This window comes from Streptococcus plurextorum DSM 22810, from assembly GCF_000423745.1.
In the GTDB taxonomy this organism is placed as follows: domain Bacteria; phylum Bacillota; class Bacilli; order Lactobacillales; family Streptococcaceae; genus Streptococcus; species Streptococcus plurextorum.
The window spans coordinates 106,815-128,375 of sequence record NZ_AUIO01000001.1 but is presented as its reverse complement, the minus strand read 5'-3'; the positions used below and the strand labels follow the sequence as shown (position 1 = coordinate 128,375).

General features: G+C 41.3%; 22 protein-coding genes. 18 read left to right on the top strand and 4 right to left on the bottom strand.

The features are described from left to right. Positions 1 to 3 precede the first annotated feature (3 nt). Complete coding sequence (gene recR / locus G575_RS0100640; protein WP_027971004.1) at positions 4 to 600, top strand: recombination mediator RecR; 597 nt, start codon at positions 4 to 6, stop codon at positions 598 to 600. A 156-nt stretch (positions 601 to 756) separates the two neighbouring features. On the opposite strand, the gene G575_RS0100635 is transcribed toward recR, so the two are convergent. Both G575_RS0100635 and G575_RS0100630 read right to left on the bottom strand, forming a co-directional pair. Then, positions 757 to 1,497, bottom strand: a complete 741-nt coding sequence (locus G575_RS0100635) for an amino acid ABC transporter ATP-binding protein (protein ID WP_027971003.1) — start codon at positions 1,495 to 1,497, stop codon at positions 757 to 759. Beyond that, the gene (locus tag G575_RS0100630; protein ID WP_027971002.1) at positions 1,497 to 3,671 is read right to left on the bottom strand and encodes an ABC transporter substrate-binding protein/permease; all 2,175 of its coding nucleotides are present in this window, start codon (positions 3,669 to 3,671) and stop codon (positions 1,497 to 1,499) included. Before G575_RS0100630 ends, G575_RS0100635 begins: the two co-directional genes overlap by 1 nt. A 223-nt stretch (positions 3,672 to 3,894) precedes the next feature. On the opposite strand from G575_RS0100630, the gene proB reads away from it, so the two are divergent. Both proB and G575_RS0100620 read left to right on the top strand, forming a co-directional pair. Next, complete coding sequence (gene proB, locus G575_RS0100625) at positions 3,895 to 4,695, top strand: glutamate 5-kinase (RefSeq protein WP_027971001.1); 801 nt, start codon at positions 3,895 to 3,897, stop codon at positions 4,693 to 4,695. A gap of 3 nt (positions 4,696 to 4,698) precedes the next feature. Then, positions 4,699 to 5,949 carry a glutamate-5-semialdehyde dehydrogenase gene (locus G575_RS0100620; protein ID WP_027971000.1) on the top strand — a complete coding sequence of 417 codons (1,251 nt, stop codon included), beginning with the start codon at positions 4,699 to 4,701 and terminating at the stop codon, positions 5,947 to 5,949. Between the two features lie 28 nt (positions 5,950 to 5,977). Here G575_RS0100620 and G575_RS0100615 read toward each other — a convergent pair whose 3' ends face one another. Both G575_RS0100615 and G575_RS0100610 read right to left on the bottom strand, forming a co-directional pair. Next, positions 5,978 to 6,895 (bottom strand): FAD:protein FMN transferase, encoded by a 918-nt coding sequence (locus G575_RS0100615; protein ID WP_037622399.1) that lies wholly within the window; start codon positions 6,893 to 6,895, stop codon positions 5,978 to 5,980. A gap of 31 nt (positions 6,896 to 6,926) precedes the next feature. Continuing rightward, positions 6,927 to 7,112 carry a 4-oxalocrotonate tautomerase gene (locus G575_RS0100610; protein WP_027970998.1) on the bottom strand — a complete coding sequence of 62 codons (186 nt, stop codon included), beginning with the start codon at positions 7,110 to 7,112 and terminating at the stop codon, positions 6,927 to 6,929. A 124-nt stretch (positions 7,113 to 7,236) separates the two neighbouring features. On the opposite strand from G575_RS0100610, the gene G575_RS0100605 reads away from it, so the two are divergent. The 15 genes from G575_RS0100605 to G575_RS0100530 all read left to right on the top strand — a co-directional run bounded on the left by G575_RS0100605 (position 7,237) and on the right by G575_RS0100530 (position 21,426). Further along, positions 7,237 to 7,446: a hypothetical protein gene (locus G575_RS0100605; RefSeq protein WP_027970997.1), complete on the top strand. Its 210-nt coding sequence runs from the start codon at positions 7,237 to 7,239 to the stop codon at positions 7,444 to 7,446. 95 nt (positions 7,447 to 7,541) lie between these two features. Beyond that, positions 7,542 to 8,111: a thymidine kinase gene (locus G575_RS0100600; RefSeq protein ID WP_027970996.1), complete on the top strand. Its 570-nt coding sequence runs from the start codon at positions 7,542 to 7,544 to the stop codon at positions 8,109 to 8,111. A 326-nt stretch (positions 8,112 to 8,437) separates the two neighbouring features. Then, on the top strand, positions 8,438 to 9,517 hold the full coding sequence (gene prfA / locus G575_RS0100595) for a peptide chain release factor 1 (protein ID WP_027970995.1): 1,080 nt from the start codon (positions 8,438 to 8,440) through the stop codon (positions 9,515 to 9,517). Continuing rightward, complete coding sequence (gene prmC / locus G575_RS0100590) at positions 9,517 to 10,350, top strand: peptide chain release factor N(5)-glutamine methyltransferase (RefSeq protein WP_027970994.1); 834 nt, start codon at positions 9,517 to 9,519, stop codon at positions 10,348 to 10,350. The genes prfA and prmC overlap by 1 nt, the downstream gene beginning before the upstream one ends. Then, positions 10,337 to 10,969, top strand: a complete 633-nt coding sequence (locus G575_RS0100585) for an L-threonylcarbamoyladenylate synthase (protein ID WP_027970993.1) — start codon at positions 10,337 to 10,339, stop codon at positions 10,967 to 10,969. The genes prmC and G575_RS0100585 overlap by 14 nt, the downstream gene beginning before the upstream one ends. After that, positions 10,941 to 11,468, top strand: a complete 528-nt coding sequence (locus tag G575_RS0100580; protein WP_027970992.1) for a GNAT family N-acetyltransferase — start codon at positions 10,941 to 10,943, stop codon at positions 11,466 to 11,468. Before G575_RS0100585 ends, G575_RS0100580 begins: the two co-directional genes overlap by 29 nt. A 118-nt stretch (positions 11,469 to 11,586) precedes the next feature. Further along, the gene (locus G575_RS0100570) at positions 11,587 to 12,513 is read left to right on the top strand and encodes a metal ABC transporter ATP-binding protein (RefSeq protein WP_027970991.1); all 927 of its coding nucleotides are present in this window, start codon (positions 11,587 to 11,589) and stop codon (positions 12,511 to 12,513) included. Then, positions 12,506 to 13,309 (top strand): ABC transporter permease, encoded by an 804-nt coding sequence (locus G575_RS0100565; protein WP_051176856.1) that lies wholly within the window; start codon positions 12,506 to 12,508, stop codon positions 13,307 to 13,309. The genes G575_RS0100570 and G575_RS0100565 overlap by 8 nt, the downstream gene beginning before the upstream one ends. A gap of 527 nt (positions 13,310 to 13,836) precedes the next feature. Next, entirely contained in the window at positions 13,837 to 14,268 is a 432-nt protein-coding gene (locus tag G575_RS0100560) for a GNAT family N-acetyltransferase (RefSeq protein WP_027970989.1), read from the top strand. After that, a complete protein-coding gene (locus tag G575_RS0100555; protein ID WP_027970988.1) occupies positions 14,262 to 15,080 on the top strand; it encodes a metallophosphoesterase family protein in 819 nt (272 codons plus the stop codon). The genes G575_RS0100560 and G575_RS0100555 overlap by 7 nt, the downstream gene beginning before the upstream one ends. A 13-nt stretch (positions 15,081 to 15,093) precedes the next feature. Next, positions 15,094 to 16,344, top strand: a complete 1,251-nt coding sequence (glyA, locus tag G575_RS0100550) for a serine hydroxymethyltransferase (protein ID WP_027970987.1) — start codon at positions 15,094 to 15,096, stop codon at positions 16,342 to 16,344. Between the two features lie 39 nt (positions 16,345 to 16,383). Further along, entirely contained in the window at positions 16,384 to 17,361 is a 978-nt protein-coding gene (locus G575_RS0100545) for a nucleoid-associated protein (RefSeq protein WP_027970986.1), read from the top strand. Then, on the top strand, positions 17,361 to 17,969 hold the full coding sequence (locus G575_RS0100540) for a lysozyme family protein (RefSeq protein WP_027970985.1): 609 nt from the start codon (positions 17,361 to 17,363) through the stop codon (positions 17,967 to 17,969). The genes G575_RS0100545 and G575_RS0100540 overlap by 1 nt, the downstream gene beginning before the upstream one ends. A 24-nt stretch (positions 17,970 to 17,993) precedes the next feature. Then, positions 17,994 to 19,718 (top strand): ABC transporter ATP-binding protein, encoded by a 1,725-nt coding sequence (locus G575_RS0100535; protein ID WP_027970984.1) that lies wholly within the window; start codon positions 17,994 to 17,996, stop codon positions 19,716 to 19,718. After that, entirely contained in the window at positions 19,711 to 21,426 is a 1,716-nt protein-coding gene (locus G575_RS0100530) for an ABC transporter ATP-binding protein (RefSeq protein WP_037622394.1), read from the top strand. Before G575_RS0100535 ends, G575_RS0100530 begins: the two co-directional genes overlap by 8 nt. Positions 21,427 to 21,561: the final 135 nt, after the last annotated feature.

Below are 21,561 nucleotides of genomic sequence, written 5' to 3'. Positions count from 1 at the left end.
CTGATGTTGTATCCAAGTCCCATTGCTAAATTGATTGATAGTTTTTCAAAATTACCTGGAGTCGGTATAAAGACGGCTACCCGATTGGCTTTTTACACAATAGGGATGAGCGATGAAGATGTCAATGAATTTGCTAAAAATTTATTGTCAGCTAAACGCGATCTGACCTATTGTAGTATTTGTGGTAATTTGACTGATGATGATCCTTGTAATATTTGTCAAGATGAGACGCGAGATGCTAGCCTTTTACTGGTTGTGGAAGAGTCCAAAGATGTTTCAGCTATGGAAAAGATTCAAGAGTATCGGGGCAGATACCATGTCCTTCATGGCTTGATTTCACCGATGAATGGCATCAGTCCAGATGATATTAATCTTAAAAGTTTGCTGACTCGATTGATGGATGGTCAAGTAACGGAAGTCATCATTGCTACCAACGCGACTTCAGATGGTGAAGCAACGTCTATGTATATTTCTAGAGTCCTAAAGCCAGCAGGAATCAAAGTCACACGTTTAGCGCGTGGATTAGCTGTAGGTTCTGATATCGAATATGCTGATGAAGTCACCTTGCTTCGTGCCATTGAAAACCGAACGGAACTCTAATAAAAGACGTAGAAATAATTGCTGCGTCTGGACAAATAAAAAAGACAAACACCGACTAGGATGTTTGTCTTCAATCTAAAAGAAGTTCTTTATGAACTTCTTTTTTTGTGGAGATAAGACCCCTAAGGCGAGGGTTCAAGGGTATGGTAGACGTTCCTACACGTTAAGAACCTTATCAAGAAACTCAATGAGACGTGGGTGTTTTGGATGATCAAATATCTCTTCTGGAGTACCATCTTCTAAAAATTGTCCGCCTTCTGTAAAGATGACACGGTTAGCCACTTTACGAGCAAATCCCATCTCGTGAGTTACAATTAACATGGTCATGCCTTGCTCGGCTAGATCTTTCATAACGTTGAGAACGTCACCGACCATCTCTGGGTCAAGTGCGGAAGTTGGCTCATCAAAGAGCATGACATCAGGGTTCATAGCAAGTGAGCGTGCAATGGCGACACGTTGTTTTTGCCCTCCAGACAAACTATCAGGCATAGCGTTAGCCTTATCAGACAAACCAACCTTTTCCAATAATTCAAGCCCAATTTTTTCGGCTTCTTCCTTGCTATATTTTCCAAGTTCAACTGGAGCAAAGGTGATATTGTCAAGAACTGTCATATGTGGGAAGAGGTTAAAGTGTTGGAAAACCATACCGATGTTTTCACGCGCTTTATCGATGTTTGTGTTAGGGTTGGATAATTCGTAGCCGTCAACGACAACTTTTCCTGAGGTAATGGTTTCAAGCAAGTTTAATGTACGGAGGAAAGTGGATTTTCCGGAACCAGAAGGTCCGATTATGCAGACCACATCCCCTTCGTAAAACTTAGCATCAATGCCTTTTAGAACTTCGTTGTCACCGTAATATTTGTGCAAATCTTGCACATCAATTTTTAATTCTGCCATTATTTAGCCCTCTTTTCTAAACGTTTTGCAAATCGTGTCAGTACCGTAATGACTACCAGATAAATCACAGCCAAGATAGCATACATGCGGAATGACTGGTAGTTGCGAGCGATAATGATTTTACCTGTTTGGAAGAGCTCGACCAGTCCAATAGCAGAAACGATTGTCGTGTCTTTTAGTGAGATGACAAATTGGTTGATAAAGTTTGGCAACATCAATTTGACAGCTTGTGGTAGAATCACTTTGCGCATGGTTTTGCCATATGGGATTCCCAAACTACGACTGGCTTCCATTTGACCTCCAGGGACGGCTTCGATACCACCACGGACGATTTCAGCGATATAAGCACCACCATTGAGCGACAGTGCGATCGTTGCGGCCACAAAGTCATTGATAGGAGATTGTTGACCGGTCATTCCTTCAATAAGGTTTGGAATTCCCCAGAAGATAAAGGCTGCGACAATCATAAGTGGGATACCACGGATGACGTCTACAAAGATACTTGCAATAAGGCGCAAGGCTTTGTTTGGCGCTACGCTCATCATCCCAAAGAGAATACCGATAAGTGTCGCAATCGCAAATGAAATAAGGGTCAAACTCAAGGTTGTCCATAGACCAGATAGAAGTTGTTTATAGTTATTTGAGATTAGTCCAGAGATTGTTGTTTCATCAACAGCACTTTCGCTTGATGTGGTTGATGTCGTGCTACCGAGGTATTTATCGATGATAGCGTCATATTCACCAGATTCTTTCAAAGCTGCGAGACCATTGTTGAACATTTGGATCAGTTCAGGGTTTGTTCCCGTTTTAACGGCAAATCCATATTCACCAGATTTTTCACCAGGAAGAGGTGCTTCGAAGTTTCGTCCTTGTTGGATAGCGTATCTCAAAACAGCTTCATCATCCATAAGACCATCAATCGACCCAGAATTCAGACTGTCATACATGGTTGAGCCTTCGTCGAAGACTTTGATGCTATAGCCGTATTCTGAGACATGTTCATCCAACCAAGCATAAGAAGCGGTACCGTTCTTAGCGCCGATGGTTTTTCCAGATAGGTCAGCATAAGAGGTAACTTTATCGCCTTTTTTGACTGCCAAAAGGATATTTGATGTGTAGTAAGGATCGGAGAAGTCAAAGATTTTTTTACGGGCATCAGTAATAGACATGCCTGCAATAACAGCGTCAGCTTGACCGGCTTGTACTGCATTTAGCGCTGCATCAAAGCCAGGGTTTGAAATCTCAATCTTAAAGCCTTGTTGATCTGCAATAGCTTTGATCAACTCCATGTCGATACCAACATAATTACCAGCATCATCTTGGAAATCAAAGGGAGCAAATGAGGAATCGGCAACAATTTTATAAGTAGCTTTTACAGGTGTTGCTTTAGCAGAGGCATCGCCTGTTGAAGTCAATGTTGAGGTGTCAACGCCAAGCCATTTTTCCATAATAGCTTGATAGGTGCCGTCTTCTTTCATGGCAGCAAGAGCCTTGTTGAAATCCTCTACAAGATATTCGTAGTCGCTACCTTTTTTGACAGCGAAGGCAAAACTTCCTACGGCTTCACCTTTCATATTGATGGCATAGGCCTTACCTTGTTTGATGGCAAATTCAACGACAGGTTGATCATCCATTGCTGCATCGATAGATCCTGCATCAAGGCTGTTGTTCATCAAATCGCCTGTATCAAAGGTTTTGATGGTATAGCCATACTTGTCTTTATTTTCTTCGAGAAAAGCTTGCGCCGCGGTACCATTTTTGACGCCGACAGTTTTACCTTTTAATTGTTTGTATTGTGAGATTGTTGTTTCTTGACGTGTGTAAAGCACAACGGCAGTATCATAGTAGGTATCTGAGAAGGTAAAGACTTTCTTCCTAGCTTCTGTGACCGTTGTTCCAGCCATGAGGGCATCAGCCTGACCGGCTTGAACAGCATTAACAGCCGCATCAAATCCAGGGTAGGTGATGCTATAGTTCCAACCAGAACGTTTAGCCACCTCAGTAATCAAGTCAACATCAATGCCTTTGTAAACTTGATCAGAATCTTTAAATTCAAAAGGGGCATAAGCAGTGTCAGAGACGACATCTATAGTGTCTGCTAGAGTTGTTGTATTGGTCACGACTAGTAAGGATGTGAGTAGCGTTGCCAAAAACAACTTGATTTTTTTCATCATACAGAACTCCTTTTTTAAAAAATTACTGTCCATTATAGCAGAAAACGACTAGCGAAGCAAGCGTTTTGCACTTACATGTCAGGTTTTGTGACATGGCTAAATCCTATGACCATTTTTTACTTTCAAACTGTTTGCTATGAAGTCAGATAGTAGCTTTCTTTGGTTGGAAAGGATTAGGTTTTTCTCCTTAATCAACTTCAAAAAATGTGGTATAATAACCCTTATGAAACGAAATTTTGAATCTGTAAAACGCATTGTTATTAAAATCGGAACCAGTTCACTGGTATTGGCTAATGGTAAAATCAATTTGAAAAAAATTGATGAGTTAGGTTTTGTCATCTCAAGTCTCATGAATCAAGGCAAAGATGTCGTTCTAGTTTCATCAGGAGCTATGGGATTTGGACTTAATGTCTTAGGGCTTGATAAGCGTCCAAAAGAGCTAGAACGCCAGCAGGCGGTTTCTAGTGTGGGGCAAGTTGCGATGATGAACCTCTACGCTCAGATTTTTTCTCATTATCAGACCACGGTATCTCAAATTCTCTTGACGCGTGATGTGGTTGAATTTCCAGAAAGTTTGACAAATGTTACCAATGCCTTTGAAACCCTTCTATCAATGAGGATTGTTCCGATTGTTAATGAGAATGATGCTGTCAGCGTTGATGAAATGGATCATGCAACTAAATTTGGTGATAATGACCGGTTATCAGCTATCGTTGCAAAGATTGTAAAAGCTGATCTTTTAGTGATGTTGTCTGATATTGATGGGCTCTTTGATAAAAATCCGACTATTTATGCCGATGCTAAGCTACGTCATTTTGTTCCAGAAATAACGGATGAAATCATCAAATCGGCAGGTGGAGCAGGCAGTAAGTTTGGGACAGGAGGCATGTTGAGTAAAATTCAAAGTGCTCAGATGGTCTTTGACTATAATGGAAAAATGGTTCTCATGAATGGGGCTAATCCGCGTGACATTCTACGTGTCTTGGATGGTGAAAAGTTGGGAACTCTCTTTGCAAAGGAGTAAGATATGACATACATGGATGATTTGGGGCGAAAAGCCAAGCAGGCAACTAAGAGCCTAAATGGACTTGGAACAGCTAGGAAAAATCACATTTTAAAGCAAGTGGCGGATGCCTTGGTAGCTGAGACTGCCTACCTTTTAGCAGAAAACTTACGTGATTTGGAACAGGCGGAGGCAAATGGCATCACAGCTGTTATGGTTGATCGCCTAAGGTTAACAGCGGAGCGTATTGAGGCTATGGCAGAAGGGGTTCGTCAGGTGGCGGACTTATCAGATCCGATTGGCGAAGTAGTACGTGGATACACCAATCTTGACGGTCTTAAGATTGTGCAAAAACGAGTACCACTAGGGGTTATTGGCATGATCTTTGAAAGCCGACCAAATGTAACAGTTGATGCGTTTAGCCTGGCCTTCAAAACCAGTAACAGTATTATTTTGCGTGGCGGTCGAGATGCCATTCATTCTAATAAAGCCTTGGTTAAGGTCATTCGTCAGTCCTTGAAAGAGGCGGAGCTAGATGCTGATGTGGTCCAGCTTGTTGAAGACACTAGCCATGCGGTGGCAGAAGAAATGATGCAGGCTGTTGATTATATTGATGTGTTGATTCCGCGTGGAGGAGCTGGTCTGATTAATCGCGTTAAAGAGACGGCAAAAGTCCCTGTTATTGAAACAGGTGTTGGTAACGTTCATATCTATGTGGATGAATCAGCCAATCTTGACATGGCAACTAAGATTGTCATCAATGCGAAAACACAACGTCCAAGCGTCTGCAATGCCGCTGAAAGTCTACTGGTCCATGAAGCCATAGCACCAACTTTTTTGCCAAAACTAGAAAAAGAAATCGCAGCAGTACATGAAGTTGAGTTTCGCGTAGATGAGGAAGCAAAAGCATTTTTAACGCAGTCTGTACCAGCAAGCGAAGAAGACTATGCTACAGAATTTTTGGATTATATCATGTCTGTGAAGGTGGTTACAAGCTGTCAGGAAGCGATTGATTGGGTTAACAAATATTCTAGCCATCATTCAGAAAGCATTATTACTCAGAGTCTTGTAAATGCTGAAAGCTTTCAAGATCAAGTGGATGCGGCGGCCGTTTATGTTAATGCCTCAACGCGTTTTACAGATGGATTTGTCTTTGGATTAGGTGCAGAAATTGGTATTTCAACTCAAAAAATGCACGCTAGAGGTCCTATGGGGCTTGAAGCTTTAACCAGCACCAAATTCTATATCAATGGAACTGGTCAAATCAGGGAATAAAAAAAAGCCGTCTAGATGAACGGCTTTTCTATTTAATGCCTTGACTGGTTATCACTTTCAAGTTTTTTGTAACGATGAGTCCATGGATATGGGGGGTCTGATTGATGATGGTTAGGGCCAGGTCTATTGGCAAGCCAAATAATCTAGTCGTCCAAATTTCACAGTCTAGAGATGATTCAGCGATGATGGTCAAACTAGCCATGTCCGTTTCGATTGGCCAACCCGTCTTTCGATCAAAGATATGGTGATAGGTGTGATCCCCGATTGTTAACACGCGTTCATAAATGCCAGACGTGACTACAGAAGCATTTTTGATAGGGAGTACCGTTAGAAACTGGCCTCGTTCCTTAGAGGGATTTTGAATACCGACATACCATAGCTTATTGGTACGCTTATGATTTGGGCCATGGGCTAAGAAGTTGCCCCCTAGATTAATCATAGCAGAGCCTGCACCAGATGCCAGAAAGAATGCCATAATTTTATCTGCGATATAACCTTTCGCTAAGGCACCTAAATCAATTTTCATACCCTTTTGGCTTAAAAAGACACTATTGTTACTCTTGTTCAATATGATTTTTTCAGGATTGGTCAATGGCAATAACTCTGAAATGTCTTGTTGACTAGGTAATCTAGCATCGCTAAAACCAATGCGCCAGCTTTGTACTAAAGGGCCGATAGCGATATTGAGATTGCTATTTGTAGCGCAGCTATGTTCTTTTCCGACAGCAATGAGTTCGAACAGTTCTGGATGGACAGAAACTGGCTCGATTCCAGCTTTGCGATTGATCAAAGAGAGTTCGGAAGTATCATCGTTGGCTGAAAAGCGTTTCTCGTAAGTGTGAAGGAGCTCTATAGCTTTCTCAATGAGTTGAGAACTATTAGGTGCATAAAGGGAAAGGTCGATGGTAGTTCCCATGAGTTTGAGTTGGTGGTTGCTCTCTGTCATTATATGTATGTGAAAAAACTAAGCTGAATGCTTAGTTTTTCTTTCTAACCTCTCCAGCAGGGAAGTAAGTGCCTTCTGGCATATCATTGATGAAAACATGGATAGCCTCTTTAGGCGCTTTAGCAATACGAGATACAACCTCTGTGACTTCGCGAGCCAACTCAATTTTTTGCTCATCAGTGCGTCCTTCAAACAGGTCGATTTTTACAAATGGCATAGGTATACTCCTTTTCTTTTCTTTAAGTATAGCACAAATTTTGTCTTTTTGATAGGTAATATTTTGACAAATAAGCTCTAACTATGCTCGCATAATAGACATAAATATAAAGGAGGCTTCTCATATGAAACGAATCTTCTTGGCATTTATTGTGGCTATTACTTCCGTTGTTTTGGCTGCAACCGTTTTTTCCAAATCAGTTTTCATAGGCCCCTTGTTGATTACGCTCTCTCTCTTTGCAGGGGGCTATGGTTTGGTGGTTTTTTACCAAATCAGGCAAAAATCAGCAGAAATCCTTCTAGAGTTTATTCTTAATTTTCTCATGTGGCCATAAGTCAAACAAGCCAAGCATGGCTTGTTTTTCGTTTTCCTAAACAGTTAAATTATGATAAAATAAAGGGAGTGAAATTTGAAGATTTGGAGTAAAAAGTGGCACAATTATATTACAAATATGGGACCATGAACTCAGGCAAGACCATTGAAATTCTCAAGGTAGCCCATAACTATGAAGAGCAGGGCAAGCCTGTCGTCATTATGACCTCTGCCTTGGATACCCGAGATGCTTTTGGTGTTGTATCTAGTCGTATTGGCATGCGTCGGGATGCGGTGGCCATTGATGATGAAATGGATATTTTCGGTTATATTGAAAAAATAGAGCCCCGTCCTTATTGTGTCTTGATTGATGAGGCTCAATTCCTTCGTCGTCATCATGTCTATGACTTGGCACGAGTGGTCGATGAATTAGGTGTTCCAGTCATGGCCTTCGGTTTGAAAAATGACTTCCGTAATGAGCTCTTTGAAGGCTCCAAACACTTGTTGCTTTTGGCGGATAAATTGGATGAGATTAAAACAATCTGCCAGTATTGTTCCAAAAAGGCGACCATGGTGTTGCGAACACAAGACGGCAAACCCACCTATGAAGGTGAGCAAATCCAAATCGGTGGCAATGAAACCTACATTCCAGTCTGCCGCAGACATTACTTTTCACCGGAATTGTGATTTCTTAAGTCGCCTAACGGCATTTATATCTTACGAAAAGAACTGAATACGGGCTACGAACTGTGCCTGTTTCATGTTCACTATATTACAGAGAGGAACTGAATATGCCTACGACTCTGTGGAAATAGATAATTCTTCCTAGAAACCGAAGTTTCTACGTCAGAATTCCTAATTTCCTTTGAGTCGCTTAACGGCATTTATATCTTAGAAAGGAATTGAACACGCCCTAAAAGCTACGGAAAAAAGATAGACTGTTTTGTGTGTAAACACACTGCATCAGTCTCCTATTTTTCTCTTGCTTTCTTAACGGGCTTTGTATCTTAATTATGAACATCTACGATCAATTACAGGCGGTGGAAGACCGTTATGAAGAGTTGGGGGAGTTGCTGAGTGACCCTGAGGTTGTCAGTGATACCAAGCGTTTTATGGAGTTGTCTAAGGAAGAGGCGGCGACACGTGATACGGTAGCGGCTTACCGTGAATATAAGGCTGTTTTGCAGAACATCATCGATGCAGAAGAGATGATCAAGGAGTCATCTGGCGATGCAGACTTGGAAGAAATGGCTAAGGAAGAACTCAAGCAAGCCAAGGCCGACAAGATTGACTACGAAGAAAAACTTAAAATCTTGCTCCTGCCAAAAGATCCAAATGATGACAAGAACATCATCTTGGAAATTCGTGGTGCAGCAGGTGGTGATGAGGCCGCTCTCTTTGCGGGAGACCTCTTGACCATGTACCAAAAGTATGCAGAAAGTCAGGGCTGGCGTTTTGAAGTCATGGAAGCTTCTGTCAATGGTGTCGGTGGTTTCAAAGAAGTGGTGGCCATGGTATCTGGCCAGTCTGTTTATTCAAAACTCAAGTATGAATCAGGTGCCCACCGTGTGCAACGCGTGCCTGTAACAGAAAGCCAAGGCCGTGTCCATACATCAACTGCCACCGTTTTGATTATGCCAGAAGTAGAAGAAGTGGAATACGACATCGATCCCAAAGATCTCCGTGTTGATATCTACCACGCCTCTGGTGCTGGTGGACAGAACGTCAACAAGGTAGCAACTGCTGTTCGTATCGTTCACTTGCCGACCAATATCAAGGTTGAGATGCAGGAAGAGCGGACGCAGCAGAAAAACCGTGACAAAGCTATGAAGGTTATCCGTGCTCGTGTGGCAGACCACTTTGCTCAAATCGCTCAAGACGAACAAGATGCGGAACGCAAGTCAACCATTGGTACTGGTGACCGTTCAGAGCGTATCCGTACCTATAACTTCCCGCAGAACCGTGTCACCGACCACCGTATCGGTCTTACCCTGCAAAAGCTCGACACCATTTTATCTGGAAAAATGGACGAAGTGGTCGATGCCCTGGTCTTGTATGACCAAACCCAGAAACTAGAAGAGTTGAACAAGTAATGAACTATGCGGAATTATTTGCCAGCTACGAGGAAAGACTAGAAGCACAAGGTGAAGAGGCAGAAGCACTGTCCTTCACCTTTCGTGGCTTAAAAAGCCTGAGCCTGACCGACTTTGTCTTTCTCTTGCGACAAGAGGTGTCCGAGGAGGACCAAAACCTGCTAGAAGACATCTTTCAGCAGCTGAGCCAGCACATTCCTGCTCAGTACATCATCGGTAAAGCTGACTTTCACGGTTTGGAGTTTGCGGTAGATGAGCGAGTCCTCATTCCGCGACCTGAGACTGAGGAGTTGGCTGATTTGGTATTACAGGAAAATAGCAGAGCAGATCTTCGTGTTTTGGACATCGGTACAGGAAGCGGTGCTATTGCCATTTCCCTTGCTCATGCCCGTCCAGACTGGCAGGTCACCGCAGTCGATATCTCTCCGCAAGCCTTGGAAGTGGCCCAAAAAAATGCAGAAAATAATGCCGTACAGCTCAAACTTATCCAGTCAGATGTCTTGGACCAGGTGACTGGACAGTTCGACCTGATTATCTCCAATCCGCCCTACATCTCTCCAGCAGATAAAGAGGAAGTCGGCCTCAATGTGCTTCACTCAGAGCCACATTTGGCTCTGTTTGCAGAGGAGGACGGCCTTGCTATCTATCGGAAAATAGCAGAGCGAGCAGGAGAGTTTCTAGCAGAAAAGGGTAAAATCTACCTGGAAATTGGCTACAAGCAAGGGCAGGCAGTGAGCGAAATATTTCAAACGCATTTCCCTGATAAGCGAGTACGGGTCTTGCAGGATCAATTTGGCAAGGACAGAAAGGTGGTAGTCGATGACGGAAACTGATATTCTAGCCCGCCTTGAAGCAGGTGATGCGGTTATTTTACCAACGGAGACTGTCTATGGTCTCTTTGCCAAGGCCTTGGATGAGGAAGCTGTCAATCGGGTTTACGAGCTTAAACAACGCCCTCGCGACAAAGCTATGAATCTCAATGTTTCTTCTTTTGAGGATGTTTTGGCCTTCTCAAAAGAACAACCAAGCTACCTCAAACAGCTTTATGAAGCCTTTTTGCCAGGTCCTCTCACCATTATTTTAAAGGCTAATAGCAAGGTTCCTTTTTGGATTAATTCAGAGTTGGAGACAGTTGGTTTTCGTGTTCCCAATCATGAAAAAACCTTGGATTTGATAAAAAAGACAGGGGTCTTGATTGGACCGTCTGCCAATCTTTCTGGAAATGAAAGTGGCAAGCAATTCGCAGCCATTCAGGCACAATTTTCAGCAGATTTACTTGGAATTGAAGACGACCAAGCCTTAACAGGTGTCGATTCGACTATTCTAGACCTTTCTGGTGATAAGGCCAAAATTCTCCGCCAGGGAGCCATTAAAAGGGAAGAGATTATCAAGGCGGTTCCAGACATCAGATTTGAGGAGAGCGATGAAAGTAGTTCCAGTGCGTCCCTTTAGTAAGCGTTCGCGAGCAGTCAGAAAACTTTATCTGGCTTCCTTTCCTAAAGAGGAACGGTTGCCGTTTTGGTTTTTAATGGTCAAAAGCTGGCGCAGACAAGCTGAATGTTTGGCCTATGAAAATGAGCAGACACTGCTTGGTTTTTCCTATAGCATTAGCGGTCAGGCTGGTAATTTTTTACTCTTTTTAGCTGTTTCAAGAGATCAACAATCAAGAGGTTACGGCAGTAGCATTCTAGCATCAATCAAGGAAAAAGCAGAGCGTCAACCACTTATCCTAGCCATCGAACCCCCTCATGTAGAAGCTGATAATAAGGAGAAACGCCTGAGACGACTGGCTTTTTACGAGAAAAATGGTCTCCAGCTAACACCGTTTTTTTACAAAGAAAATAAAGAGACCTATCAACTCATGACCAGTCACCTTCCTCTTGATAAAGTGATTTTTGAAAAGGATTTGCGAACCTTTTTTGGTCAATATGTTCAAACAGAGGTGGAGTAAAAATGCGTTCAAGTGCGATATTGCTAGATAAAAGTAAGGGATTTAATCATTTGTATAGAAATTTTGATGAGCTAAGAAATGACTTTAGTGAATTAATAGAATGCGGAGCAAAAGATTAATGGTTTGTATTTTAAAAATAGATGATTTAACAGTTACATATGGCAATAAAATAGCTCTTGACAACATTTCATTGGAAATTAATTCAGGAGATTTTATAGCGCTATTAGGTTCTAATGGAGCTGGGAAATCAACTTTTATTAATTCAATTCTAGGTTTACAAGAGATCAAATCAGGTATAATTTTGTATAATTCAGAAATGCTGTCGAATAAGAAACAATTATTTTCATGTATTGGTTTTACACCTCAGACTTCTGTTATGGACTATTATACTACGGTTTGGGATAATGTCATTCTAGGTCTCTATCTTGCAGGAAAAAAAGGAAAAGAAGCAGAATATCTATGTCAACAGGCATTGAGCATAGTTGGATTACTGGAGAAGCGAAATCATTTAGTTGAATCATTATCTGGTGGACAACTACAAAGAGTGCAAATTGCCCGAGCGATAGCTCATAAACCTGATATCTATATTTTGGATGAACCGACTGTTGGTTTGGATGCTGAATCGTCAGAACGTTTTTTGAGTTACTTAAGAAGTGAGTCAGAAAAAGGAAAAACTATCATTATTTCCTCACATGATATACAACTTTTGGAATCGTATTGTTCAAAAATCCTCTTTTTAAAAAATGGAAAGATTAACTTTTGGGGAAATATTTCAGATTTTATAGATAATGATTCATACGTAGTAGAAATTACTTTTAATACTAAATTGAGTGAAGAAGATATAAACTGGCTAGAAAAATACGAAATTCCAATTAAAATAGTAGATTCATTAATTTGTATTCTGTTTGTTCCTAAAAGTAAATCGTTAGTAGAAATAATTCAGGATTTATCTACATTACCTGAAATAAAAGATATTTCTTTAAAAGATAAGCATTTAAGGGATATTTACTTAGAACATGTTAATGATGAGGTGAACAATGATTGAGGCAAAGGAGCTTAGAGTTAAATCAAATTTAGGTATTCGTGGTCTACAGATTGTAGCTAAAAATGAATTAATAGCATTTTTTAGAAGTAAGGGATTATTAGCTTCACAATTAATTCAACCGATACTTTATGTTGTTTTTATTGTAATTGGATTACATTCATCAATTAGTTCTATTTATTATAAAAGTAATGAAGTTACATATGCTGAATATACGACTATAGGAATTATTGGATTACTAATTATTAATCAAATGACTCAAGTAATATATCGAGTAACTATTGACAAGAAATATGGTCTTTTAGCATTAAAACTTTGTAGTGGTGTAAAACCAATATACTATATCTCTGGAATGAGTGTTTATCCATTAATAGGTTTAATAATTCAAGAAATTGTTATTTATATCATTTCTATTTTAAGTGGTATAGATATAGCGATTGATAGATATATTATCATAATTTTCTTTTCTGTTGTGATTTTATTATTTTGGAATTCAATAGGTATATTAATCACTATGTTTATTAATGATTATAGAAGAAGAGATATTGTCATACGTTTTTTATTAACGCCTTTAGGTTTTACTGCACCTGTATTTTATATTATGGATTCTGCACCAAAATTTGTTCAATTAATTGGGAAAATAAATCCTTTGACTTATCAATTAGAAATACTAAGAGATGTATATTTTAATATTCCGTATCAACGAGGGATTATTTTAATATTTAGCTCAACACTATTAGCATTGATTGTTACTGTCAAGATTATACCAAAGATAAAAATAGTTCTGCTTGAACGATAGAAGTTGAGAAGTATGCATAAAGAAGATGTAAATGATATGACTTCGAGAAATTGAACAATTGAAAAGGAAAAACTATCCTACTACCAATACGACAAGGATAATATCCTGACGTCAGATGCTAAAGATTTCTACCCTCAGATTTGTCCACCGTGGGCGTGTCGTTATGCAAATTCGCTCGCCAGATCGCTATCGCTGGTCGGGTACGGGAGACTTGAGGAAGGCGAGATTTACCAAGATGCCGTGTTTCAGACCAGTCAACTACCAGATACCTTTAGTGAAGGCAGTGCCAAGTTGGGCACTGCTTTTTGGATGTGTTAGCAGCCTAAAGATTGAGTTGGCTGAACATTTGTCCAATCATGGAAGAGGTATAACCGTCAAAAGTTAATATAAAGGGGCAATTTTAGGAAATCGTGAGATTATGACCTCTTATTAGCTGATATTTTGGTATAATAGAAATACCTTTATAAAAAGGCTTAGGCTTCCTTTAGCTAAATACAAAAGGAAGCTTGCGATTAAGGAGGACAGACATGATGCGATGGATAGACGTAACAGATGCGGAAGCCCTAAATCGCCTTAATGATGAGGCGCTTGGTTATCCTTTTCCTTTGGAAAAAACGCAATCTCAGCTAGAAAAATGCTTAGCTAACGGTAGTCACCTCCTAATCGGGGCAACGGATGATGAGGATAGAGTGATTGCTTATGTCCACGCGCAGGTCTATGAGGCTACTTATTCAGAAGCTGGTCTCAATGTATTGGCCTTAGCGGTTAGTCCTGCTTATCAAGGCAAGGGACTGGGGCGCCAACTCATGGAAGAGCTTGAAAAGGAAGCCAAGGCTAGAGAACTTGGCTTTATTCGCCTAAATTCTGCTTGTCACAGGACGGATGCTCATGCTTTTTACAGAGCTATCGGTTATACCAATGACAAGTGCCAAGAACGGTTTATGAAGGTCTTATCATGAGTAAAATAGCCCTTTTATCAGATATTCATGGCAATATGACAGCTCTAGAAGTAGTGCTTGCAGATGCTAAAAAGCAAGAGGTGAATGATTATTGGCTGTTAGGAGATTTGCTTTTGCCTGGTCATGGGGATAGTGATTTGCTGGATTTACTGGCTAATATAAAACCTAGTGTCACTGTTCGTGGAAATTGGGACGACTGCTTTTTAGAAGCGCTAGATGGTCAGTACGGCTTAGAGGATTGTGAAGAAGTTTATTTGTTGAAATTGTCGCAATATTTGTCACGTAATGTCTCGCCTGAACACATTCAAACCATTCGAGAAACGCCTCTTCATGTCATTAGAGAAGTTGAAGGCATACGTTTTTCCATCTCTCATAATCATCCTGACAAGAACTGGGGAGGAGATCTTATTCATCATGCGCCACAAGAACGAATCGATGAACTTTTTCAAAAATATCCCTGTGATGTCGCTGTTTATGGGCATATTCACGAGCAAATGTTACGGTATAGTAGCAAGGGACAAATGCTGATAAACCCTGGTTCGGTGGGAAATCCATATTATCCTTGGGAGACCTTACGAAAGGATTTTCGTGCCCAATATGCTATTTTAGAGGTAAATGGCCATGGAGTAAGTATCAATTTCAGGAAAGTTTTCTACGACCGGGAAAAAGAAATTGAACGTGCCCGACAAAAAGACCTTCCATTTTTTGATCTCTATACTGAGCAGATTCGTACCAGTATAAACCAGACGCATAATCGTACTCGGCTAGAGGAGATTATTGCCCGAGAAGGTTATATAAAAGATTTACAATAAAAAGGAGAAAAACATGATTTTTGATAAGGAAGATTACAAGGCATTTGACCCCGAGCTATGGGCGGCGATTGCAGCAGAAGAGGCGCGTCAGCAGAATAATATTGAGCTGATTGCTTCTGAAAACGTGGTATCAAAGGCTGTTATGGCTGCCCAAGGCTCTGTTTTGACCAATAAATACGCTGAAGGTTATCCAGGGAAACGTTACTACGGTGGGACAGATTGTGTCGATGTGGTGGAAAATTTGGCCATTGACCGCGCTAAAGCCATCTTTGGGGCTCAGTTTGCCAATGTTCAACCCCACTCAGGTTCTCAGGCAAATGCTGCTGCTTATGCAGCATTGATTGAGCCAGGCGATACGGTTTTAGGCATGGATTTGTCTGCTGGTGGACACTTGACACATGGTTCTCCTGTTAATTTTTCAGGGAAGACCTACAACTTTGTCGCTTATGGTGTTGATAAAGAGACTGAAATGCTTGATTATGAAGCGATTTTGGCGCGTGCTCATGAGGTTAAACCTAAGCTTATTGTGGCGGGTGCGTCAGCTTATTCTCGCACGATTGACTTTGCAAAATTCCGTGACATTGCGGATAGCGTAGGAGCTAAGTTGATGGTCGACATGGCTCATATCGCAGGACTAGTGGCGGCAGGTCTTCACCCAAATCCTGTCCCATATGCTGACATCACGACTTCAACGACTCATAAAACCTTGCGTGGGCCACGTGGTGGATTGATTTTGACTAATGATGAAGCCTTGGCTAAAAAGATTGACTCGGCTGTTTTCCCAGGCATGCAAGGTGGTCCTTTGGAACACGTGATTGCAGCTAAAGCTGTTGCTTTCAAGGAAAATCTAGACCCATCATGGAAAGACTACGCTAGTCAAGTCATCAAAAATTGTCAGGCGATGGCTGATGTTTTTGCACAAGATAAGGCCTTTCGTTTGATTTCTGGTGGGACAGATAACCATGTTTTCTTGGTTGATGTGACTCAGGTGATTGAAAATGGCAAAGCTGCTCAGCATTTGCTCGATGAGGTCAATATCACCCTCAATAAAAACAGCATTCCTTTTGAGACCCTATCACCTTTTAAGACATCAGGTATTCGTATCGGCAGTGCAGCAGTAACCAGTCGTGGTTTCAAGGAAAAAGAGTGTCGTAAAGTTGCTGAACTCCTCATTACCGCCCTTAAAAATCACGATAATGAGGAAGTCTTGGACCAAGTTCGAACAGCTGTCCGTGACTTGACCAATCAATTTCCATTGTATTAAAACGATTTGGCTTAGTCCGAATCGTAATGAAGAGGAACGATGCTAGATTTATATATCAAAAAAATTATTATTCACCAGTTTACCCCAGAGGACACTGACCTGATTTTGGCGGAAGAGGCTCTAACCATAACACCGCGTTTGGATGAGTATTTTCGTAAAAAACTCAGCAAGGTTTTTTCTGATGAAGCCAAGCGGGGACAGTTTGAAGAGGATAACACTTTTCTTTCTTACCTGACAGATGATTTTTTGGAGACGTCTGTTAAAATAGCAGAGCTTTGGAAGGAAGAATTTGTCATTTCAGAGGATCAAAAGACCAATGATTTGGTCTTTATCCAATTTGACCGGGATGGTCAGGAGTATTTTGCTTTTTTACGTGTCGGCCTACGTGAGAACCTGACTCATGTCAGTGGCGACAGCACATCTCCCATCAAACTCACCCAAAACAACCTGCCATCTGCAGCACAAACCCCTGATGAAGCCCTGCTCATTAACCGAAAAACCTATCAATATTATCTGATTGAAAAGCGTATCAAGCATAACGGTGCTTTTGCCAACTATTTTTCGGAGAATTTATTGCAGGTTAAGCCAGAGCAGTCGGTCAAAAAGGCCATCAAGCAGGTGGAACAAGTAGCACAGAAGGTGGCTGATAGTTTCAACCAGGATGACTTTGCTTTCCAGTCTAAGATGAAAACAGCTATTTTCAAAAACTTAGAAGAAGACGAAGAATTGTCGCCTGAAAAGCTGGCTAACCAGCTTTTTGATCAGAATTTGACCGCACGCTTAACCTTTGTAGACCAGCTGAAAGACAGTATTCCTGAGCCTATCAAGGTATCTGATATTGACCATTCACGTCAGATTAAAAAATTGGAAACCCAGAAGCTATCTTTGTCAAATGGGATTGAGCTCATCGTTCCAAATAATATTTATCAGGATGCAGAGAGTGTGGAATTCATCCAAAATACAGATGGCACTTACTCCATACTCATCAAAAATATACAGGATATTCAAAATAAATAATGTTAAAAAAACTTAGACGGTTACTGGCTCTGCTATTTTTCCTAGGCATGCTTATCTGGGGCTTTCGTACCCATCAAGCGGTTCAAAGGGTTCTCACATACCGAGAAATGGTAAGAGAAGTGTTAGCTGAAAATGATAGTCAGGCTAACGAGGACTTGGTGTTAGCCATGATCTATACAGAAAGTAAAGGGGATAGGGCAGACATCATGCAGTCAAGCGAAAGCTCAACTGGGCAGGTCAATACCATCACAGACAGCAGGGAAAGTGTCCGTCAGGGAGTGACAGTTCTGTCAGACAATTTAGAGAAGGCAGAGCAAGCAGGGGTTGATGTTTGGACAGCTGTTCAGGCTTACAATTTTGGTTCCAATTACATTCGCTATGTTGCGGAAAATGGCGGTGTTAATAGCCTTGAGTTAGCAAAACACTACTCTAAAGAAGTCGTTGCTCCTAGTCTTGGTAATAACACTGGTAAAACTTATCCTTATCACAATCTCATTGCCTACCTCAATGGTGGAGCAGAGCTTTATCAGAATGGTGGTAATTTCTATTACTCCAGGCAGGTGCAGGCCAATCTTTATTTAATCAAAGTTTTCAACCTCTTCTCCTAGAGGTTGTTTTAGAATGGAAAAGTGATGACAGATTTACTCAAGTATTTTAAAGGCTATCTGAAGGAAGCTATCTTAGGTCCTTTTTTCAAACTTTTAGAAGCTTCTTTTGAACTCATAGTTCCTTTAGTGTTGGCACAGATTTTAGACCATGCTATTCCAAATAACGATATGAGGCAGTTTGGAGCCATGATTGCTTTACTTGTGTTCTTAGCGATCGTCGGTTGCTTGGTTGCGATAACGGCACAATACTACTCAGCAAAGACAGCGATTGATTATACCCAAAAACTGAGTCAGGATTTATTTCGTAAAATCATGACTCTGCCACAATCAGAGCGTGATAAGCTAGGGACTTCTAGTCTTGTTTCGCGCATGACTAGCGATACCCTACAAATTCAGCAAGGCATTAACCTGTTTTTGAGGCTGTTTCTGCGTTCTCCTTTTATTGTTTTTGGCGCTATTATCATGGCTTTTACCATTGATCAAAAGCTGGCTCTTTGGTTTTGCCTCATGGTCTTTGTTTTATTTATCATTGTCGGTATTACCAGTCGACTGCTGACGCCTCGCTATGCTTTACTTCGCCAACAGTTGGATAAGATGGTTTCCTTGACGCGTGAGCAAATGCAGGGTATCCGAATCATCAGAGCTTTTAATCAGACAAAAGGTGAGATTGCGGATTTTTCAGAAGTTAATGCAGCTTATAGGGCGCAACAGATTAAGACAGGAGATTTGTCTATTCTGGTAACCCCACTTACCTATCTGGTGGTCAATATGACCTTAGTTGTCCTCATTTGGCAAGGTGGTTTAAGCATTCAAGGGGGGCTCTTAAGTCAGGGAATGTTGGTGGCTTTGGTCAATTATCTTCTCCAGATTTTAGTTGAGCTAATTAAGTTAACCATGTTAATCACCACATTGAATCAATCCTTTGTCTCGGCTAAACGTGTTGCCTCGGTGTTTGATTTAGCCTCAGAAGATTTATCGGCTCCTTTAGAACAGACCTTTTCAGAACAGGCTTTAGTTGCCGATGCCATCAGCTTTACCTATCCAGAAGCTAGTCAACCAGCCCTTTCGAACATCTCCTTAACTCTTGATAAGGGTGAATGTTTAGGTATTATTGGAGGTACAGGTTCTGGTAAAACAAGTTTTGTAAAACTCATCAATGGTCTCTACTATCCCAACCAGGGCAGCTTTGCCATTTACCAAGAAGGAAAGAGTCCTCAAACCTTGAAGGAATGGCGACAACTTGTTGCTGTAGTTCCTCAAAAGGCAGAACTTTTCAAGGGGACGATTCGCTCCAATCTGACCTTGGGCTTGGAAGAAATGGTAGAAGATGCTGCGCTTTGGCAGGCTCTTGAGATTGCTCAAGCTGATGATTTTGTTCGTGATAAAGAGGGGCAATTGGATGCTGAGGTCGCAAGCTTTGGTAGAAATTTTTCAGGAGGACAACGCCAACGCTTAACCATTGCGCGTGCCATCCTTAGAAAAGCGCCATTTTTGGTTTTAGATGATGCTACCTCTGCTTTGGATTATCTGACAGAAAGTCGATTGCTTAAGGCTCTGCGTGTTCATTTGACAGGGACCACTGTCATCTTGATTTCGCAACGACCGGCTAGTATCATTGAAGCGGATAAGATTTTAGTGTTAGAGCAGGGGCAACAGTCAGGTCTTGGCAAACACCAAGAGTTATTGGAGGGAAATACCATTTATCAGGAAATTTGTGCCTCTCAAGAGAAAGGTGGCCTACATGCTTAAACGTTTGCTAAAAGACTTGCTGGCTTCCCCTAGCCTAATCATCAGTATTTTTATCTTGACGATAGCGCAAGTAGCGCTAACCATTTACTTACCTATCTTAATTGGTCGGGCTATCGATAGCCTTCTCCAAGAACAGCTGCTTCTTGTTTTACCAACTGTGATAGGGCAGATGGTGGTGGTCATTGTTGCCAATAGTCTGGTGCAGTGGCTGGCTCCTCTCCTTTACAATCGCTTGATTTTTAAGAAGATTGAACAGCTGCGTCAATCAGTTATTGCCAAACTTCATCACTTGCCCATTACCTATCTGGATAAACATGGTGTCGGAGATATGGTTAGCCGTTTGACAGCCGATACCGAGCAACTGAGTAATGGCCTTCTCATGATTTTTAATCAATTTTTAGTAGGTTTTTTGACGATTTTAGTGACAATTGTTACCATGGCTGGTTTGGACATAGTGATGCTAGTCTTAGTCTTGTGCCTGACGCCACTTTCTCTTTTTGTAGCCCGTTTTATTGCTAGTAAAAGTTACAGCCTATATCAGAGTCAGACACAGTCACGAGGGCTTCAGACGCAGCTAGTAGAAGAAATGATAGGACCAGAAAGTCTTATCCAGTCCTTTAATGGCCAAGCGCAAGCCATTGCTAGCTTTACGACCATCAATGAGACTTATGCTAAGCATTCCTTAGGAGCCACTTTCTACTCTTCTACAGTCAATCCAGCCACGCGCTTTGTTAATGCTTTGATTTATGCGCTATTGACGGGTGTTGGTGCCTATCGGATCATGACTGGCAATTTTACTGTTGGACAGTTGACTACTTTTTTGAACTATGTCGCCCAGTACACTAAGCCGTTTAATGATATTTCGTCGGTTTTGGCTGAATTGCAGAGCGCCTTAGCTTGTGCAGAACGCTTATATGCTATCTTAGATGAGCCTAGTCTCATCGACGATGGAAGGGCGCTACCAGAGGGAGAAAAATTAGCTGGGGAAGTCATCTTTGATCAGGTTTCCTTTGCCTATCCCAATAGCCCACAATTGATCGATAAGCTTTCGATGACCATTCCTGCGGCTAGTAAAGTAGCTATCGTGGGACCTACTGGGGCTGGGAAATCAACGCTTATCAATTTGCTGATGCGCTTTTATGACGTTACCGGTGGACAGATTTTATTGGATGGAACAGCCTTGAGTGATTACAAACGTGAGGATTTTCGCAGTCAAATCGGCATGGTATTGCAGGAAACTTGGTTGAAAAATGCAAGTATTCACGATAATATCGCCTATGCTAATCCTAATGCCAGTAGAGAAGAGGTGGTAGCTGCTGCCAAATCGGCCAATGCTGATTTCTTTATTCGGCAGTTGCCACAAGGCTATGATACCCTCCTCAAGGATGGTGGGGATTCCTTGTCTCAAGGTCAACGTCAGTTGTTGACCATTGCTCGAATCTTCCTTAAATTGCCTCAAATCCTCATTTTGGATGAAGCTACTTCCTCCATTGACACCCGTACAGAGCTTTTGGTTCAAGAAGCCTTTGAGACATTGATGCAAGGGCGGACCAGTTTTATTATTGCTCATAGACTGTCCACTATCCAATCTGCTGATATGATTTTAGTGATGGTAGATGGTAATATTGTTGAACATGGCAATCATCAAGAACTGATGGCTAAGCAAGGCATTTATCACCAGATGCAAATGGCTCAAGCAGTCGCGTAAGTGCGACAAAGGAGTTGGATAAGGTATCATTACTGCTTAGTAGTAAGTGATTCGTCTATTTTTTGAGAGACCTTGTCGTCTCTCTTTTTTTGTCAAAATGGAGATTATTTATGATTGCGCTTACAAAATAAATGT